The organism is Microtetraspora sp. NBRC 13810, from assembly GCF_030268685.1.
In the GTDB taxonomy this organism is placed as follows: domain Bacteria; phylum Actinomycetota; class Actinomycetes; order Streptosporangiales; family Streptosporangiaceae; genus BSRQ01.
Genome location: NZ_BSRQ01000012.1, coordinates 150561 through 168791, shown reverse-complemented (window position 1 = coordinate 168791; position 18231 = coordinate 150561). Strand labels below are relative to the sequence as shown.

The 18231-nt window shown below is 72.7% G+C and carries 14 protein-coding genes; 5 read left to right on the top strand and 9 right to left on the bottom strand.

Features of this window, described 5'->3' with window-relative positions:
- Positions 1-15 precede the first annotated feature (15 nt).
- Together codA and QSK26_RS24015 are read right to left on the bottom strand one after the other, a co-directional pair.
- Complete coding sequence (gene codA / locus QSK26_RS24020) at positions 16-2403, bottom strand: cytosine deaminase (RefSeq protein WP_285777494.1); 2388 nt, start codon at positions 2401-2403, stop codon at positions 16-18.
- 79 nt (positions 2404-2482) lie between these two features.
- Positions 2483-3904 carry a purine-cytosine permease family protein gene (locus QSK26_RS24015; RefSeq protein WP_285777493.1) on the bottom strand — a complete coding sequence of 474 codons (1422 nt, stop codon included), beginning with the start codon at positions 3902-3904 and terminating at the stop codon, positions 2483-2485.
- A gap of 142 nt (positions 3905-4046) precedes the next feature.
- Between QSK26_RS24015 and QSK26_RS24010 the strand changes: the two genes are divergently transcribed.
- Positions 4047-5702, top strand: coding sequence for a PucR family transcriptional regulator (locus QSK26_RS24010; protein ID WP_285777492.1), 1656 nt, complete (start codon positions 4047-4049; stop codon positions 5700-5702).
- A 73-nt stretch (positions 5703-5775) separates the two neighbouring features.
- Here QSK26_RS24010 and QSK26_RS24005 read toward each other — a convergent pair whose 3' ends face one another.
- From QSK26_RS24005 to QSK26_RS23985, 5 genes are all read right to left on the bottom strand, one after another.
- Entirely contained in the window at positions 5776-6921 is a 1146-nt protein-coding gene (locus QSK26_RS24005) for an RNA polymerase sigma factor (protein WP_285777491.1), read from the bottom strand.
- On the bottom strand, positions 6918-7337 hold the full coding sequence (locus QSK26_RS24000; protein ID WP_285777490.1) for a YciI family protein: 420 nt from the start codon (positions 7335-7337) through the stop codon (positions 6918-6920). Before QSK26_RS24000 ends, QSK26_RS24005 begins: the two co-directional genes overlap by 4 nt.
- A 139-nt stretch (positions 7338-7476) precedes the next feature.
- Positions 7477-7971 carry a GNAT family N-acetyltransferase gene (locus QSK26_RS23995; RefSeq protein WP_502888739.1) on the bottom strand — a complete coding sequence of 165 codons (495 nt, stop codon included), beginning with the start codon at positions 7969-7971 and terminating at the stop codon, positions 7477-7479.
- 240 nt (positions 7972-8211) lie between these two features.
- The gene (locus QSK26_RS23990; protein WP_285777488.1) at positions 8212-9339 is read right to left on the bottom strand and encodes an ARPP-2 domain-containing protein; all 1128 of its coding nucleotides are present in this window, start codon (positions 9337-9339) and stop codon (positions 8212-8214) included.
- Positions 9336-10730, bottom strand: a complete 1395-nt coding sequence (locus tag QSK26_RS23985) for a hypothetical protein (RefSeq protein WP_285777487.1) — start codon at positions 10728-10730, stop codon at positions 9336-9338. The genes QSK26_RS23990 and QSK26_RS23985 overlap by 4 nt, the downstream gene beginning before the upstream one ends.
- A 255-nt stretch (positions 10731-10985) precedes the next feature.
- Here QSK26_RS23985 and QSK26_RS23980 point away from each other — a divergent pair, with 255 nt between their 5' ends.
- The 4 genes from QSK26_RS23980 (at position 10986) to QSK26_RS23965 (ending at position 14980) form a co-directional block, all read left to right on the top strand.
- The gene (locus tag QSK26_RS23980; RefSeq protein WP_285777486.1) at positions 10986-12095 is read left to right on the top strand and encodes a helix-turn-helix domain-containing protein; all 1110 of its coding nucleotides are present in this window, start codon (positions 10986-10988) and stop codon (positions 12093-12095) included.
- Between the two features lie 690 nt (positions 12096-12785).
- Positions 12786-13175, top strand: coding sequence for a peptidase inhibitor family I36 protein (locus QSK26_RS23975; RefSeq protein ID WP_285777485.1), 390 nt, complete (start codon positions 12786-12788; stop codon positions 13173-13175).
- Positions 13176-13325: 150 nt separating this feature from the next.
- Entirely contained in the window at positions 13326-14372 is a 1047-nt protein-coding gene (locus QSK26_RS23970) for a sigma-70 family RNA polymerase sigma factor (RefSeq protein WP_285777484.1), read from the top strand.
- 65 nt (positions 14373-14437) lie between these two features.
- Entirely contained in the window at positions 14438-14980 is a 543-nt protein-coding gene (locus QSK26_RS23965; RefSeq protein WP_285777483.1) for a dihydrofolate reductase family protein, read from the top strand.
- A gap of 35 nt (positions 14981-15015) precedes the next feature.
- On the opposite strand, the gene QSK26_RS23960 is transcribed toward QSK26_RS23965, so the two are convergent.
- A complete protein-coding gene (locus QSK26_RS23960) occupies positions 15016-15900 on the bottom strand; it encodes a helix-turn-helix domain-containing protein (RefSeq protein WP_285777482.1) in 885 nt (294 codons plus the stop codon).
- Between the two features lie 55 nt (positions 15901-15955).
- Positions 15956-17836, bottom strand: coding sequence for an ABC transporter ATP-binding protein (locus QSK26_RS23955; protein WP_285777481.1), 1881 nt, complete (start codon positions 17834-17836; stop codon positions 15956-15958).
- Between the last annotated feature and the right edge of the window lie 395 nt (positions 17837-18231).

The following is an 18231-nucleotide window of genomic DNA, read 5'->3' as shown; positions in this document are numbered from 1 at the left end:
TGCGCTTTCCCCTGGTCAATCGATCAACGGCTGCGGGAAGTGGCGGGGGGTGAGGGCGAGGGAGGCGATGTGCCCGGCGACCTCGCCGGCGGGGGCGATCCAGACCGTGGAGAGCGACTTCATCAGCTCGACGAGTTGCTCCAGGGCGCGCAGGCGGGCGCCGCGGCCGGTCAGGAAGGGATGGTTGGTCAGGGAGAAGCAGCCGCCGTCCTCGTGGATCGCCCGGAGTTCCAGCGACCACATCTCCAGCGCCTTCGCGGGGCTCTCGATGAGCCCGGAGCCGAAGACCTCGGGCAGGTAGGCATACTGCTCCCAGTCGTCCAGCGCCCAGTGCACCGGGATCTCGACCAGGGACCGCGCGTCCGGGCCGCCGTGCTCGGCGAGGAGGTACGGCACGTCGCTGTCCATGAGGCTGCTGTCGTAGCCGAAGCCCCGGTCCAGCAGCAGGCCGTGCGTGGCGTAGGTGGTCTCCCACATGGGCGCCCGGTAACCGGCCGGCCGCAGCCCGGCCACCCGCCACAGCGCGTCGAGGCCACGGTCGATCATGGCGGCCTCCTCCGCGGGCGACATCCCGCGCACCGCCTCGTGCAGGTAGCCGTGGTGGGCGATCTCGTGCCCGTCGTCGGCGATCCTGCCCACGACCTCCGGGTACCGCTCGGCGGTGTAGCCGGGTACGTAGAACGTCGCGCGCAGGTCGTGCCGGCGCAGCAGGGAGAGGATGCGCGGCACGCCGGTCAGCGGGCCGTACGCCTGGTGGGACATCACCGACAGGCGGCTGGCGTGCGACGGGTCGGCGGTCAGCACGACCGCCTCCGCGTCGAGGTCGAAGCTCAGGACGGCTGCCGACGTCGCGCCGCCGGGCCATGTGACCGGCTCCGCGGGCCGCGTCACGTCCCGCCCGGCCACCGGGTGCGGCTCCGCCTCCGCCACCCGCGACGCGGCGAGCGAACCCGCCTCCGGACCGCCGCGCGGCGCCTCGGCGGTGGCGCGGGCCGCGGGTGAGGCGGCGAACGGGCGGGGGTCGGCGGTGGCGCGGGCCGCGAGTGAGGCGGCGAACGGGCGGGGGTCGGCGGTGGCGCGGGCCGGGGGCGCGGCGGCGAACGGGCGGGGGTCGGCGGCGCGGAGGAAGTCGACGGTGGCGGGGGGCTCGCCGGGCCAGTGCAGCACGGGGTCGGCGGGCGGGGCCTCGGCGACCAGGCGGCCGTGCGAGACGACGTAGCGGGGCCGTACCTGGCGGCGCAGGATGTCCACGCCGTCCAGCGCGGGCAGCACCAGGAAGGACGCGGGACGGCCCTCGGCCAGGCCGTACCGGTCGCCCAGGCCGAGGACGGCCGCGGCGCGGTCGGTCACCATGCGGTGGCACTCGGCGATCTCCGCCATGCCCGTGAGCTGGGTCGCGAGCGAGCCGACCAGGGCGACCTGGACCGGGTTGGCGGTGCCCAGGGGGAACCACGGGTCCATGACGTCGTCGTGGCCGAAGGCGACGTTCACCCCGGCGGCGAGCATCTCCTTGACCCTGGTCAGGCCGCGGCGCTTGGGATAGGCGTCGAAGCGGCCCTGGAGGTGCAGGTTCACCATCGGGTTGCAGACCAGGTTGACGCCGGAGCGCAGCAGCAGCCGTTGCAGCTTGTAGGCGTAGGCGCCGTTGTAGGAGCCCATGGCCGTGGTGTGGCTGGCGGTGACCCGGTCCCGCAGGCCGGTGCGCAGGGCCTGGGCCGCGAGCACCTCGATGAACCGGGACTGCTCGTCGTCGATCTCGTCGCAGTGCACGTCCACCATCAGGCCGTGCTCGGCGGCGAGCGCCACCGCGTACTCCAGGGAGCGCACGCCGTCCTCCCTGGTGTCCTCGTAGTGCGGGATGGCCCCCACCACGTCGGCCCCCGCGCGCACGGCCTCGGCGAGCAGTCGCTCCCCGCCGGGGAAGGAGCAGACGCCCTCCTGCGGGAAGGCGACGATCTGCAGGTCCAGCACGTCGCGGACGATGTCGCGCACCTCGGCCATGGCGCGCAGCGCGACCAGGGACGGGTCGGTGACGTCCACGTGGGTGCGCACGTGCAGGACGCCGTTGGCGACGTACCAGCGCAGCACCTGGAGGACCCGGCCGACGACGTCGTCCCGGCTGAGCAGGGGCTTGCGCTCGGTCCACCGGGCGATGCCCTCCCACAGGGTGCCGCTCTCGTTCCAGCTCGGCTCGCCGGCGGTGAGCACCGAGTCGAGGTGGACGTGCGGTTCCACGTAGGGCGGGGTGAGCAGGCCGCCCGCGGCGTCCAGGACGGTGGCCGGGCCGTCGGCGGGGGGCGGGCCGGCGGGCCTGATCTCCGCGATCCGCCCGTCCCTGACCACCACGTCGAGCAGGTCCGGCCGCCCCGGCAGCCGTCCGCCCCGCACCAGCAGATCCGTCAACTCGTCCCCCCGATCGAACCGATACCCGTCATGCGCACACCGCTCCCGTGCTCGGGACGGCGAACCTCGGACGCCGCTCTCACGCGGCCTCCGCTGCCGGGACGGCGGCCCGGCGCGGCCCGGCGGCGTAGTAGACGACGCCGGACACGAGGGCGCCGGCCAGCCAGGACAGGTCGATGCCGCCGAGCGCGCGGGCGCCGGGGCCCTGCAGGATCTCCGGTACGCCGTAGGAGAACGCCCAGGTGGCGACGATGCCGGCCAGGAAGGCCACGACGGCCGACCAGCGGATGTCGACGAGCCGGCGACCGCCCGGCGGGTCGAAGAGCGCGGCCACGTCGACGCGCTCCCTCGCGAAGATCCAGTAGTGGATGAGCATGATCGCCGCCCACGGGGCCACCCAGGTGACCATCCCGGCGAGCCAGGCGTCCAGGGTGTGCGCGAAGTCCTGCTGGAAGATCAGGAAGATGGTGAAGACGGTGGCGAGGACGCCCACGCCGTAGGTGAGCCTGCGGCGGTCCACGTTCCAGTCCAGGGTCTGGGCGGACAGGGTGCACGAGTACATGTTGAGGATGTTCGTGGCGACCGGCCCGTGCAGGACGAGCAGGATCAGCGGGATGGCCAGTGCGCCGAACGCGCGCACGACCAGCTCGCCCGGGTCCACCCGCTGGCTCACCGTGGCCAGGGTCGCGCCCAGCACGCCGAGCCAGACGACCGGGATGAACTGCCCGAGCACCGAGGACAGGAAGAGCTTCCCACGGGACATGCCCACCGGGACGAACCTGGAGTAGTCGGACGCGTAGGCGAACCAGGTGATGCCCCAGCCGATCCCGATCGCGGTCATCACGGTGCTCATCGCCGAGAGCCGCGCGGTGCCGGTGAGGTTCTGGCCGGCCCAGTCCCAGTGCACGCCGGTCCGGGTCCAGGCGATGATCGACATGCCGAGGACGACGACGAGGCTGAGCGGGACCGTCCAGCGTTCGAAGGCGACGATGGCGCGGAAGCCGTACGCGGCGATGAGCACCTGGGCGCCCATGACCAGCAGGGCGATGACGATCTTCAGGCCGACGCCGCCGGAGATGCCGATCTGGCCGAGGAGCGCGACGACCAGGTCGAGGATGATCCAGGTGTTGACCGCGCACCAGCCGGTCGCGATCAGGCCCTGGATGGCTGCGGGCAGGTAGGCGCCCCTGCGGCCGAACGCCATCCGGGACAGCACCATCTGGCTGACCCCGGTGCGCTGGCCCATCAGGACGAAGAACCCGAAGATCACCATGCCGACGAGGTTGCCCACGACCAGCACGAGCACGGTGTCGGCGAGGCTGAGCCCCAGGCCGATGCCGAGCGCGCCGAGGACCCAGTTGATCGGGGCGAGGTTCGCGCCCGCCCAGATCCAGAACTGGTGGGCGGCGGTGGAGGTCCTGGCCTCCTCCGGCACCGGCAGCAACTGATGTTCGACGGCCTCTTCGGAGGGGGCCGCCTCGGACGGCGACGTTCGATTCATTCCCGCTCCCTTTGAGCTGGGGGCCTCAAAGCAGGTGAACAGCACCAGGCGGCCACTTAAGTAAGAAGTGTCACCTTATGCACTATTTGGCGGCAATAGACGATCTGTCGGTAGTATCCGGGTCTGTGGTAGACAGTGTGTCGTGTCGATCCGGATGTCGGACCTGATCAGCCATCCCGTGGTGCAACGGGGCGACCCCGTGGTGCTGTCCGGCGACCACCTGCTCGACCGGCAGATCCGCTGGCTGCACTCCAGCGACATCTACGAGATCGCCCCGCTGCTCCGCGACGGTGACATGCTGCTCACCACCGGCCTCGGCCTGAAAGGGCGCACCGAGGCGGAACTGCGCGGCTTCGTCCGGCAGCTCGCCACCCGCCGGGTGGCCGGCTTCGCGCTGGAGCTGTGCCGCTACTTCACGACCGCCCCGGCGGACATGGTGCAGGAGGCGCGGCATCTGGGGCTGCCGATGCTCGGGTTCCGCGCCCTGGTGCCGTTCGTCGAGGTGGCCGAGGCGGTGAACAGCACGATCGTGGACGTCGCCGTGCACCGGCTGCGCCGGATGGACGAGGTCTCCCGGGCCCTGTCGGAGGTGCTCGCCGAGAACGCCGGCGTCGGCGAACTACTCACCCGGCTCGCCGCCGTACTCGACCGGCCCGTCCTGCTCGCCGGCCCGCTGGGCGAGATCGTCGCCGACGGCTCGCACGCCCGCACCCGCGACGGCTCCGCGACCGCGCATGGCGAGCGTGACGGGCATGGCCAGCGTGACGGGCATGGCGCGCGGGACCTGCCCGACCGGGCGCCGGTGATGGTCAACGGCGCCGTCTGGGGGTGGTTGCACACCCGGCACGGCGACGGCGAGCACTTCATCGAACAGGCGGCACTGGAACGCGCGGCCGAGATCGTCGCGCTCGCCCTGCTCCGCGGCGAACGGGAAGCCGTGTCGCGCAGCGCGGAAAGCCGCCGGCTGGTCGGCGCCCTGCTCTCCGGCCGCGGCGACCGCGAGGGCCTGCGCGCCCGCCTCAAGGCCGCGGGCCTGCCGCTGACCGCGAGCGGCTACGTCGTCGCGCTCGCCTACGACGACGACCCGGCCCGCGCGCTGACCGCCCTCGACCGCGCCGCCTGGGCGGTGACGGCCGACCCGAGCGGCTCCCGGACGGCGGCGGCCGGGCAGCCGGGCGGCGCGACGGGGACGCCGAGCGCCGACGAGCACGGACGTTCCCCCGCCGTGGTGTCGGCGGAGGCGGACGGACTCTGCTGCATGGTGATGGCCGCGCCCGGGTCGCCGCGCCGCCTCGCCGTACGGCTGGCCGCCGAACTCGCCGCCGCCCTGCCCGGCAGCGCGGTGGCGGCGGTAGGGCCGCCGGTCCGCACCGCCGAGGAACTCGTGCACGGCACCACCGAGGCGCGGCTCGTGCTGCGGATCGCCCGCCAGGTGGCCCCGCGCACGCACGTCGCCGACGCCACCGTGCTCGGCATGGAACGCGCGCTGATGCGGGCCTACGACGTGGACGGACTCGCCCGGTACGTCAGGGAACAGCTCGGCCCGCTCATCGACGCGGACCGGCGGCGCGGCTCCCGGCTGATCGACACGCTCGAAGCGGTGCTGACCGCCCCCGAGGGCAAGGCCGACGCGGCCCGCCGGCTGCACCTGCACCGGCAGACCCTCTACCAGCGGCTGCGGCGCATCGGCGAACTCCTCGACGCCGACCTCGACGAACCCCTCACCCGGACCGCGCTGCTCATGGCCCTGCGCGCCCGCCGCCTCCTGGGCGAGGACCCGGACCCCCGCCCCTGGTGACCTTGGTGACGGAAACCACGGCATGGAGATCTCAGCGCACCTCCCCGCGTCCGGCGTGGTGCGGCTGGGTCCGTCATCGGCCCCGGCGGGCGTTGAGCCGGGCGGCCTGGCGGGTCAGGTGGTCGCGTTCGGCGAGGTTGGGCGCCTTCCGGGCCGCCTCGGCGTACAGCCGTGCCGCCGTCGCCAGGTCGCCGTCGCGCTCGTGGAGGTACGCCGCCACCGCGGCGTGGCGGGGCAGCGAGTCGTCCAGCGCCGCGAGGGCCGCCAGGCCGGCCCGCGGTCCGTCGGCCTCGCCGACGGCCACCGCGCGGTTGAGCCGGACGACCGGGCTGTCGGTCAGGAGCGCCAGCTCGTCGTACCACTCGACGATCTGCACCCAGTCGGTCTCCTCGGCGGTGGGCGCGTCGGCGTGGAGTGCCGCGATGGCGGCCTGGGCCTGGAACTCGCCCAGCCGGTCGCGGGCGAGGGCCGCCTGGAGGATCTCGACGCCCTCGGCGATCGACTCGGTGTCCCACCGGCCGCGGTCCTGCTCGGCGAGCGGCACCAGGCTGCCGTCGGGCGCGGTCCGGGTGGCGCGCCGGGCGTGGTGGAGCAGCATGAGGGCGAGCAGCCCCGCCACCTCGGGGTGGTCGATCGCGGCCGCGAGCTGCCGGGTGAGCCGGATGGCCTCGGCGGCGAGGTCGACGTCGCCGGAGTAGCCCTCGTTGAAGACGAGGTAGAGGACGCGCAGCACGGTGGCGACGTCGCCGGGCTGGTCGAACCGCACACCGGAGACGGTGCGCTTGGCCCGGCTGACGCGCTGCGCCATGGTCGCCTCGGGCACCAGGTACGCCTGGGCGATCTGGCGGGTGGTCAGCCCGCCGACGGCGCGCAGGGTGAGCGCGACCGCCGACGACGGCGTCAGCGACGGGTGGGCGCACAGGAAGTAGAGCTGGAGCGTGTCGTCCACCGCGGGCGCGGGCCCGGGCGCCGGCTGATCCTCGACGAGGTCCTCACGCCGGCGGCGGGCGGCCTCCGCCCGGGTCGCGTCGAGGAACCGGTTCCAGGCCACCGTGACCAGCCAGCCCTTCGGGTCCCGTGGCGGATCGGCCGGCCAGACGCGGACCGCCTGGACCAGCGCGTCCTGCACGGCGTCCTCGGCCGCCGCGAAGTCGGCTCCGCGGCGGACGAGGATCCCGAGCACGCTCGGAGTGAGGCTCCGGAGCAGGACCTCGTTCACCTGTGCGGACAGTCCGAGATGGTGGGCGGGGCGGCCAGGAACGGGCGCACCTCCAGCCACTCGTGGATCGGCTTCCCGCCCGCCCCGGGAGCGGCCGACAGCTCACCGGCCAGCTCGACGGCGCGCTCGTAGCTGTCGACGTCGATCACCATCCAGCCGGCGATGAGATCCTTGGTCTCGGCGAACGGTCCGTCGGTGACCGGCGGGCGACCCTCGCCGTCGTACCGGACGAACATCCCCTCGGGAGCGAGCGCCTTGCTGTCGACGAACTCGCCGGTCCCCTCCAGCCGGACCGCGAAGTCGTTCATGTACTTCACATGGGCCGAGATCTCCTCCGGCGTCCACCGGTCCATGGGCACGTCGTTGACCGCCGCCGGGGCGCCGCGGTAGTGCTTGAGCAGCAAGTACTTGGCCATCGAATTTCTCCTCGGTGCTGACGTGACCTATTTTGGTCGCGTTCACAGCGGGGACGGAGCCGGCCACGGGTTCTCGACATCGCCTCCAGATTTTTTCGGCTCTCGTGGACGAGCCCGGCGAATGGTGACCCAGATCCGGTCACACAGTGTGCAGCCAGGTGAGCAGCTCGTAGCTGCGTCCCTTGTCGGCGACCTGCTGGGGTGCCTCGTCCGTGAGCTGGAACCCGGTCGCCTTGGCCACCGCCATGCTGGCGTGGTTGTCCGGCTCGATCTGCGCGTACAGCCGGGGCATGGCCAGCGTCTCGTGGGCGTGCTCGACCAGCAGCCGCACCGCGCGCGCGGCCAGCCCCTGCCCGCGGTGCGCGGCGCCGACAGCCCAGCCCATGCTGCTCGCCGCCAGGTTCACCAGCACCTCGCCGCGAGCCTGCCCGCCATCCGTGGTGACGGCGAAGTGCACCCGCTGCTCGCCGGACCGGCGGATCATCTCCAGGTACTCCCGGGCGGCGGTCAGGTCGAAGGGCGAGGCGAGCGGCGTGCGGTAGGCGATGCCGGGATCGTCGAACAGCTCCGCCATGGTCGCCAGGTCGTCCTCGGTCCACGGCCGCAGGACGACGTCATAACCGGTCAACTGCATGGGCACCTCGGTCGATCAAGGGAAGAATGTCGGATCCCAGTCTCCCGGACGCACCGGAGCCCCGTCCCGGCCCCGCCGGCCGATCCCGGCCACCGTCTGGCCCACGACCCTGCCGGAGACGCGCCACGACCGGGCGCGCGGCCGGAGACGCGCCACGGCCGGGCACGGGGTCGGAGGTGCGCCACGGCCGGGCGTCGAGCCGGAGGCGCGCTACGGCCGGGGCACGCGGCCGGAGGGGCGCTATGGCTGGGTGCGGCGTGCGGCCTTGCGGTAGCCGTCCAGGACGTCCTGGCGGAGCAGGTATCCGAAGCCGGCCACCGCCAGCCGTACCCCGAGCGCGGCCTCGGTGCAGCCGAGCGCGGCGGCGGCGCCCGCCATGCTCCAGTCGTGCGCGGCCAGCGTGCGCAGCAGGTAGCCGCGCCGGGTCTGCGCCTCGGACAGCCGGAAGGTCTTCAGGTAGGCGAGCCGGCCGTCCTCGTCGGTGATCGTCTCGCCGATGTGGTTCTCTGCCCGCCGCTCGAACGAGGGCAGGAAGCGGCTGAGCCGGAACCGGCCGAGCCGGTACACCTCCTCCACCCGGTCCGGGGCGCCGAGCAGGCCGGCCGCCATCACCGAGTCGTGGAAGCCGGCCCACTCCCGCTCCTGCCGTACGGCCTCGGCGCGCAGGCCGGCGATCGACGACACCCTGCTCTCGTCGAGCACCGCGGGGAAGTCCCTGACCGGGTGGAACAGCGCGTACTCCCAGATCAGCTCGCCGTACAGGTCGCGGACCAGGGTGGGGTGCAGCGCGCGGTAGTCCTCGGGGTGCGGGACCACGAAGGCGCTCGCCAGGGCGTCGGCGACGTACAGCAGCAGGCCGCACTGGCCCGGGTAGATCTCGAAGACGCGGAGCGCGTCGTCGAGGCCGCGGATCTCCGCGCCGGTGTACGCCTCCTCGGCGCGCGGCGACAGGCCGCGGGTGATCGCCCGGTGCGACCACTCCTCCCAGGCGATCTCCGGGCCGCCGAAGTGCAGCGCCAGGAAGCCCTCCAGCGCGAGGTGCAGGGGCAGGAAGCGCAGCCGGTTCTTGTCCGCCCGCCGTGCCATCCGGCGGTGGAGCCTGATGCCCACCTGCCGCCGGGGGTCGCCGAGCTGCGTGCCGTACGCGGCGGCGGGCGTGCCGTCGCCGGTCCACGACGCGACGAAGGCATGCGGAACAAAGGCAACGTAGTGCGATTTGTCCGGCAGGGACACCAGGGACAGCTCGTCGCCGTACACCTTGGCGTCGAGCCGCAGGTCCGTGATCGGCTCCGGGCGCACCAGCGGCACCAGCCGGACCGCGCCCCAGGTCTGCGCGGGCCGCGTCTCCAGCCCGGTGAGGTCGATCATCGCTGCGCCACCCGATCCGCCAGGTAGGCGCGCAGCTCGCCCAGACCGGTACGGCCCTCGGCGAACGTCGCCAGCTCGACCAGCGCCGGCAGGTCCTCCGCGTCCCGGATCCCGGCCGTCGGCACCATCGGCGACAGCCGCCGCACGTCGAACTCGTCGGCGTCGTAGACCGGGTTCAGGTGCACGACACCGACCTCGCCCGCCGGGTCCAGCCTGCGCCGCCAGACCCGCAGCACCTCGGCGGCCAGGCCGGGGGGCGCGTTGTCCCAGCCGTCGGAGACGATGACGAGCCGGTCGGGACGCCGCTCCAGGGCGTCGATGATCCGCTGCCCCAGCGGCGTCGGCCCCGACGGCCTGACCTTCAGCGGGTCGGTGCGCCGGGAGAGCCACAGGCCGGTGTAGTCGCCGGCCAGCGCCTCCAGCAGGTAGTGGCAGGCCAGTGCGACCGCCAGCGGGCGGCGCTTCACCGGCGACCCGAAGGAGGAGAAGCTGTCGTCCAGCACCGCCGCGACGCTTCCCCACGTGCCCGCCCGCGCCCCCGCCGCCCGCGCCGCCGACCTCCGCAGCGCGCCGGTGAGCTCGCCGCGCCGCTCCTCCCGGGTCGCCGCCGGCAGCGCCAGCACGTAGGACGCCAGCCGGACCAGCGGCATGGCGGCCAGGTCGGCCAGGTCGGGCCCCGTGCGCACGCCGCCCGCCCGCCCGGACTCCGCCAGCCGCAGCCGCTCCAACCGGGTCAGCCGGGGCGCGATCCGCTCCAGGAACGTCTTCCTGTCGATCCCGTGCCGCGCCGCGAACCCCTCGGCCACCGTGTACGGCAGCTCGTACAACGCCGTCTTGTCGTAGTGGGCCCGCCGCCACGCCTCCAGCACCGGCGTCTCGAACCGGGTACGGCTGCGCGGCGCGAACAGGAAGTCGCCAAGCTCCCCCTCCAGCGGCAGGTGCGCGTGCCGCACGGCGGCCTTCACCGCCGACCGGTACTTGACCGCGTCGAAGGCGAGATCCCGCCGCCCGGCCAGCCAGTCGCGCATGATCGCCCGGGTCCGCCGGTTGTTCACCCCGTCCCGCCGCAGCTCGCCGAAGAGCCGGTAGACCCGGGGCGGGCTCATCCGGCCCAGCCGCCACGCGATCAGCCGCCCGTCCCCGCTCCCCGCCCCCGGCGCGCGCAGCACGTTCCGGATGATCAGCGCGGCGTTGTGGTCGTTGATGTCCAGCGCGAGGATCGCCGGATAGATGTCCGGGTAGTTCCCGTGGACGTATCTGTGCAGGAAGTCCAGCGAGAACCGCTGCTCATGCCCCGTGCCGTGAAACTCCCGCTGCCCCGTGCCCGTGATCGCCGCGTTCACGAACAGCAGCACGTCCTCACAGGCGACCAGGTCGGCATAGGTGTCCATCGCTCCACCCCCGCAACTGAGGGACCGGCCGGGGAATGGGGGAACGAACTGCGAATCATCGCTTAAGAGGCGGGTTCCGGAAGTCGCACCGAAGTCCCGCGGCCAGTCTCCCCGGGACCTTACCAAGGCCCTCCACGATCATGCGAGGCGATTTCCACCGGTGCTGTCCCCGACACTGCACCACGAACGTTCATCGACTCGGCGCCCCGGTTGACGTCTAATGGGTGCACCGAGGTTCAAGTGAATGAGGCGGGAATGAGCGGCGATGAGCCTGCGCGAACCAAACTCGCACGACGGCTACGCGAGCTTCGCGACAACCATTGGCCGAACACGCGGGTCACTCAGGCTCAACTATGCGACGCGCTCGGGGTCAGCGTCCCGCTGATCTCGTCCTGGGAGTCCCTCCGCGCCCCCAAGATCCCGCCGGTCGCCAGGATCGAGGGTTACGCGGCGTTCTTCGCCACCAGGCGCTCGATCGCGGACGGGACGGCCCGCGTGCTCCCGTTGTCCGACCTGACCCCCGACGAGCTCGGCCGGCACGCGGTGCTCCTCGACGAGCTGAACCTCTTACGGCATGACGCACTACGCGCCCAGCACGCGAGAATCGCCACCGAGGACGAGACCTCACCGGCGTCGCACACCCTCGACGCCGATCCGTGGTCCTTCGCGGACGGCTGGCCGATCACCATTGTGTGCTCGCGGGTCCCGGACGAACATCTAGCCAAGATCGAGTACGCGAATCCCGGCAGTCCCGACTACATCGAACTCTACAAGTACTCGGATCTGGATTCTCTTCTCGACGTGCACGGGCACCTCCGCGCCGCGAACCCGCAGAGCACGGTGACCCTGCGCGCGCCGGACGAGCTCGACCGCGACGACCTCACCACCCACCTGGTGCTGCTGGGCGGCGTGGACTGGAACGAGAGCACCGCGTCCATGCTCGCGAAGATCAGACTTCCCGTGGAGCAGGTGGCCGACTGGACCGGCGAGAGGGGGCCGTACTTCGAGGTGACCGACGGCGCGGGCACACACAGGCACCACCCGCTCACCCGGAAGACCGGAGACGGCCTGCGCCTGCTGGAGGACGTCGGTTTCTTCTATCGCGGCGCGAATCCCTACAACCGGAAACGCACACTGACCATCTGCAACGGGATGTACGCCAGGGGCGTCTACGGCGTGGTCCGCGCCTTGACAGACATGCGGTTCCGCGACCGGAACATTTCCTACTTGCGCGCACGCTTCAGCACGGCCGACTCTTACAGCATTCTCACCCGCGTGCAGATCGAAGGCCGGCATGTCGTCACGCCGGACTGGACCCTGGACACGGTTCGGCTGCACGAGTGGCCGGAACCCGGCGACGGGTGACAAAGCCCTCGACCTGCGTCGCGGCTTTCACCTTGCTTCAGGCCGGACGCTGAATATTCGATGAGTTCAGGACAAGCGTTAGTGAAGCCTATGTGGACGAGCAGCATATCTTCCGATTTCACATGTAAACGGCCAGAATATCTCCGCCATCTTGCCTCCCGATGCCAAAAGGTTTCACACTGAATCCGATTGGCCTCGGAGTCAAGATGGAGGAGGACATGGAATACATCGACGAGCTCGTATTGAATCTCGTCGCGTCCTTGCTAGGCGCTTTTGTGATCTGGCTGCCACTGGCCCTCCTACGGAAAGTGCGTGCGCGCCTTCGAAAGAATCGGCTCGGCGGCCGCCGGTCGCCTGCCGTCCGCCCCCCGTACAGTTGCTCCACCGGCTGGCGTTGGGTTCACCACGCCAGAAGAGAGACGGTCGAACGGGCGCCCGACGGATCGCCGTAAGGGTGTTCACCACCCGCGCTCGACCGGACTGGGACCCAGGACGGCGAAAACGTCGCCCTGCTTGGGTGGGCGGGAGTTGCGGCCCGAGGTGTGCCGGATCATGGTGCGGCGGATCGATTCGGCGGGGTGAGGGGCATCCGGCGTACCAACTTTTCTCTGCGTGACGGCATGAACACGTAAAGTAATGGTAACAATCACGGGGTCCGGCTCTACACAGAGCTAACAAGGAGGACCCAACGTGAGTTCCACCCATCGGGGGCGCATCGCGACGGCGATGATCGCCATCGCGCTGTCCGGCGCGGTCGCGGCGCCGGCGCAGGCGGTGACCGGCGACTCGGCCGAGCAGGCGGCGCTGAAGCGCGCGGCGGCGGCCTGCGGATCCGGCGAGATCTGCCTCTGGCGCGACCGCAACTACTCCGGCACTCCCTGGCGCTGGACCCCCGGCTCCGGTTACCGCGACATGCCGAGTTACCTGCACGACCACGTCTACTCGTTCTACGCCAACGCGCGCGGCTGCTTCATCGACTGGAACCCCCAGGAGAAGCGTCCGGTCAACCCCGGCGACTACGCCAAGGCGTACGACACCAACTTCGGGAGGCGGATCGATGCCATAGCCCCCAACTGCTGATCCCTCAGCACGTCCGAGCCGGTGGCCCCCGACCCCCACGGGGGCCACCATCGGACCGGCCACCATCGGACCGGCCACCGGCGGGCGGGGGACCGAGCGCTCGCCACCTGCCGTAGCGTGCCGTGAGGGGACGGAACGGAGGACGGGCCGTTGGGGACGGGTGACGACGACGTGGTGGCCGCGGCGCGCGCGGGGGACGAGCCGGCGTTCGCCGCCCTGGTCGAGCGGCACCGGCGGGAGTTGCTGGTGCACTGCTACCGGATGCTGGGCTCGTTCGACGAGTCGGAGGATCTAGTGCAGGAGACGTTCCTGCGCGCCTGGAAGGGCCTGCGCGGGTTCGAGGGGCGTTCGACGTTCCGCGGCTGGTTGTACCGGATCGCGACGAACGCATGCCTCGACTTCCTCGACGGCCGGGCGCGCCGGGTGCTGCCGCAGCACATCGCGGAGCCGTCCGACCCCGGTGTCGGGCTGCCGCCCAGGACCGACATCCCGTGGCTGCACCCCTTCCCCGACCGCCTGTGGGAACCGGCCGGGCCGGTGGACGCGGAACCGGACGCCGTGGTGGTCGCCAGGGAGACGATCGAGCTGGCGTTCCTGGCCGCGATCCAGCACCTGCCGCCCAGGCAGCGGGCCGCGCTGATCCTGCGCGACGTGCTTGGCTGGCCGGCCGCGCAGACCGCCGGGCTGCTGGACCTCAGCGTCGCGGCGGTCAACAGCGCGGTGCAGCGGGCCCGCGCCACGCTCAGGGAGCACCTGCCGCCGGGCCGCCTGGACTGGGCGCCGGCGGCGGAGCCCACCGAGCGGGAGCGGGCGGTGCTGCGGCGGTACATGGAGGCGGTGGAGCGCGCCGACCTCACCGCGGTGGCCGGCCTGCTGGCCGAGGAGGTCCGCGCGGCGATGCCGCCCTACCCGATGTGGTACCAGGGCCGGGACGCGGTCATGGCGACGCTGGCCGCCAGCTGGGACGCCGGCTCGCCGGACTACGTCGGCCGGCTGCGGATGACGCCGACCCGGGCCAACGGGCGCCCGGCGGCTGCCGTCTACGTCCGGCCGCCCGGCGAGCCCGCCCACCGGGCCTTCGCGATCAGCGTGCCGCGGATCGACGGCGACCTCATCACGGAGATCACCGCCTTCCACGATCCCGGCCTGTTCGCGGCGTTCGCCCTGCCCATGACGTTGCCGCCGGCGAACCGATGAGTTTCCCGGCCGCCCGCCGTCCCAACAGGGGTCAGCCGACACCCGACCCCGCACGGAGGTACCCCATGGCCAGGTTGCTGTATTCGGCCGCCATGTCGCTGGACGGCTTCATCGCCGGGCACGGCGGCGACATGTCCTGGCTGGCCGACCATCTTGGACCGAACCAGGAGGTGGACGAGCTCGCCGGGCGGATCGGCGCCCTGCTCGTCGGCAACCGCACCTTCCGCGGCGACGACCCGTACGAGGGCCGGCCGGGCGAGGGCGAGGCGTTCGGCGGGGGGTGGAGCGGGCCGCAGTTCGTGCTCACCCACCACGCGCCGGACGTCCCGGTGCCGGGCGTCACCTTCGTCGGCGACCTGGCCGGCGGGGTCGCCGCGGCGAAGGCCGCCGCCGGTGACAGGTACGTCAACGTCCTCGGCGCCGACGTCGCCCGGCAGTGCCTCGAAGCGGGCCTGCTCGACGAGGTCTTCGTGTCCGTCGTGCCCGTGCTGCTCGGCGACGGCGTCCGGCTGTTCGACCACCCGGGCGGGACCAGGATCAGGCTGGAGACCGTCGCCGTGTCCCAGGCGCCGAACGCGACGAACCTGTGGCTGCGCGTCGCCCGGTGAGCCGGGGCGGCGGCCGGTCGGGGGTGGGGAGCGGGTCAGCGGTCGGAGGGCGGGGCGCCCGCGCTTCTGGCGATCCGGCCGTCCGCGGTCCAGCTCGCCAGCACGCGCAGCGCGTTCTCCGACGGCGAGCCCGGTTCCACGGTGTGCAGGCCGAAGGTCTGGTCGGGGTCGCCGACCGGGTGGAACGCCTCGTAGCCCAGGGTCAGCTCGCCCACCAGCGGGTGGCGGTAGTGCTTGGTGCCGTTCTCCCGGACGAACACGTCGTGCTCCGCCCACCACCGCCGGAAGTCCGGGTCGGCGACCGACAGCTCGCCGACCAGCTCGGCCAGCCGCGGATCGTGCGGATGGGCCCCCGCGTAGACGTGCAGGGTGCCGACGACGCCGCGCGCGGTCGCGGCCCAGTCGGCGTAGAGCGCGCGGGCCTGGTCGCCGAGGAAGACGAACCGCGCCATGTTGCGCTCCCGGACCGGGAGGGCGTCGAAGTCGGTGTAGAAGGCGCGGGCCAGGTGGTTGGCCGCCAGGACGTCCATCCGGCGGCCGAGGATCAGGGCGGGCACGTCGGCCAGCGTGTCCAGCGCGCTCAGCAGGCCGGGCCGTACCCGCTGCGGCGCCATCGCGCGGGGCCGGGTCCTCGCCGGCCTGGCCAGCGCGAACAGGTGGTCGCGCTCGACGGCGTTGAGCCGCAGCGCGCGGGCCACCGCGTCCAGGACGGACGCCGACACGCCGCCGTTGCGCCCGCGCTCCAGCCGGATGTAGTAGTCGACGCTGACCCCGGCGAGATGGGCCACCTCCTCCCGCCTCAGCCCCGGCACCCGCCGGATCCCCGGCCGCGGCGGGAGACCGGCCTGCTCGGGCGTGATCCGAGCCCGGCGGGTGCGCAGGAACTCCCGCAGCTCGGCACCGGCGTTCTGCTCGCTCATGGTTTCCGATGCTAGGACGGCGCGCGGGCCCGGTCACCGGCCGTGAGGGGCCCTGTCACACCCCCTCTGCGACGGCGGCCGGCTGGTCGAACTGGGTGTGGTGAAGCTCCCGGTAACGGCCGCCGGCGGCGAGGAGCTCGGCGTGGGTGCCGCGCTCCACCACCCGGCCGTCCTCCACCACCAGGATCAGGTCGGCGGCCCGCACGGTGGACAGCCGGTGGGCGATCACCAGCGACGTCCGCCCGGCCAGCGCCTCGCCCAGCGCCTCTTGGACGGCCGCCTCCGAGGTGGAGTCCAGGTGCGCGGTCGCCTCGTCGAGGATCACCACCTGGGGACGGGCCAGCAGCAGCCGGGCGATGGTCAGCCGCTGCCGCTCGCCGCCGGACAGCCGGTAGCCGCGCTCGCCGACGACGGTGTCCAGCCCGTCGGGCAGCGAGCTGACCAGCGTGGCGAGCCGCGCCCTGTGCAGCACCTCCCACACCTCCTCCTCGGTGGCCTCCGGCCGGGCGAGCAGCAGGTTGGCCCGGATCGACTCGTGGAACAGGTGGCCGTCCTGCGTCACCATGCCGAGCGTCTCGCGGATCGAGTCGGCGGTGAGGTCCCGCACGTCCACCCCGCCCAGCCGTACGGCTCCCGCGTCGGCGTCGTACAGCCGGGCGGCGAGCTGGGCGATGGTGGACTTGCCCGCTCCAGAGGAGCCCACCAGCGCGACCATCTGCCCGGCCTCGGCGCGGAAGGACACCTGGTGCAGCACGTCGACGCCGCCGCGGTCGTCGAGTTGCGCGACGTCCTCCAGGGAGGCGAGCGACACCTTGTCCGCCGCCGGGTAGCCGAAGGTCACCTCGTCGAACTCCAGCGACACCGGCTCGTCGGGCACCCGGCGGGCGTCCGGCTTCTCCGCCACCAGCGGCTTGAGGTCGAGCACCTCGAAGACCCGCTCGAAGCTCACCAGCGCGCTCATCACCTCGACCCGCGCGCCGGCCAGCGCGGTCAGCGGCGCGTAGAGCCGGGTCAGCAGCAGCGCGAGCGAGACGATGGCGCCGGCGTCGAGCGTCCCGCGCAGCGCGTGGAAGCCGCCGAGGCCGTAGACCAGCGCCAGCGCCAGCGCGGAGACCAGGGTCAGCGCGGTGACGAAGGTGGACTGGGCCATCGCGATGCGCACCCCGATGTCCCTGACCCGCCCGGCCCGGCCGGCGAACTCCGCGGACTCCTCCGCGGGCCTGCCGAAGAGCTTCACCAGCGTCGCGCCGGGCGCGGAGAAGCGCTCGGTCATCCGGGTGCCCATCGCCGCGTTGTGGTCCGCCGCCTCGCGCTGGAGCCTGGCCAGCCGGGTGCCCATCCGCCGGGCGGGCAGCACGAACACCGGCAGCAGGAGCAGCGCCAGCGCGGTGATCTGCCAGGAGATCCCGATCATCACGACCAGTGTGAGGAGCAGCGTCACCAGGTTGCCCGCCACCCCGGACAGCGTGTCGCTGAACGCCCGCTGGGCGCCGATCACGTCGTTGTTCAGGCGGCTGACCAGGGCGCCGGTGCGGGTCCTGGTGAAGAAGGCGACCGGCATCCGCTGCACGTGGTCGAAGACGGCGGTGCGCAGGTGCAGGATCAGCCCCTCACCGATGCTCGCCGACAGCCAGCGGGTCACCAGCCCGAGCCCCGCCTCGGCCACCGCGATGACCGCGATCAGCACCGCCAGCCGGACGACGACGCCCGGGTCGTCGCCCGCGACGATCGCGTTCACCACCGCGCCCGCGAGCACCGGCGTCACCACGGCCAGGCCCGCCATCGCCACACTGAGCAGCAGGAACCAGCTCAGCATCAGCCGGTGCGGCCGGGCGAACCCGGCGATCCGCCGCAACGTCTCCCGGGACAGCCTGCGCCGCTCCTGGGCGTGTGTCGCCCGGTAGAGCGCGTGCCACGCGGTCATCTCCATGCTCATGGCCGGTCCCCTTCGCCACCCTCGTCAGTGCGAGAAGCCTAAAACCTCAAGGAATATTGAGGTCAATCTCCGAGCAGGCCGGCGTCACGTACCTCCATGGCGACGTGGCCCCCGCCCCCGCCGCGCCCGCGGATCATGCTCTCAAGCCTGCCACGACAACCGGGCGTCCAGGACTATCCACCCATCCCGTATGACGTGGCCGCCCATGCCGAGGTCCCCCTCCCTGCCGGGCCGGACGCCGATCGGCAGGGAGGGACGCAGGTGGGGCGCGGACCGGCAGAGAGGGATGCGGGCGGGGCGCGGACCCGCGGGGAGGGACGCGGGTGGGGCGCGGACCCGCCGGGAGGGACGCGGGCGGGGCGCGGACCGCCGGGAGGGGGCGTGCCACCGAGCGT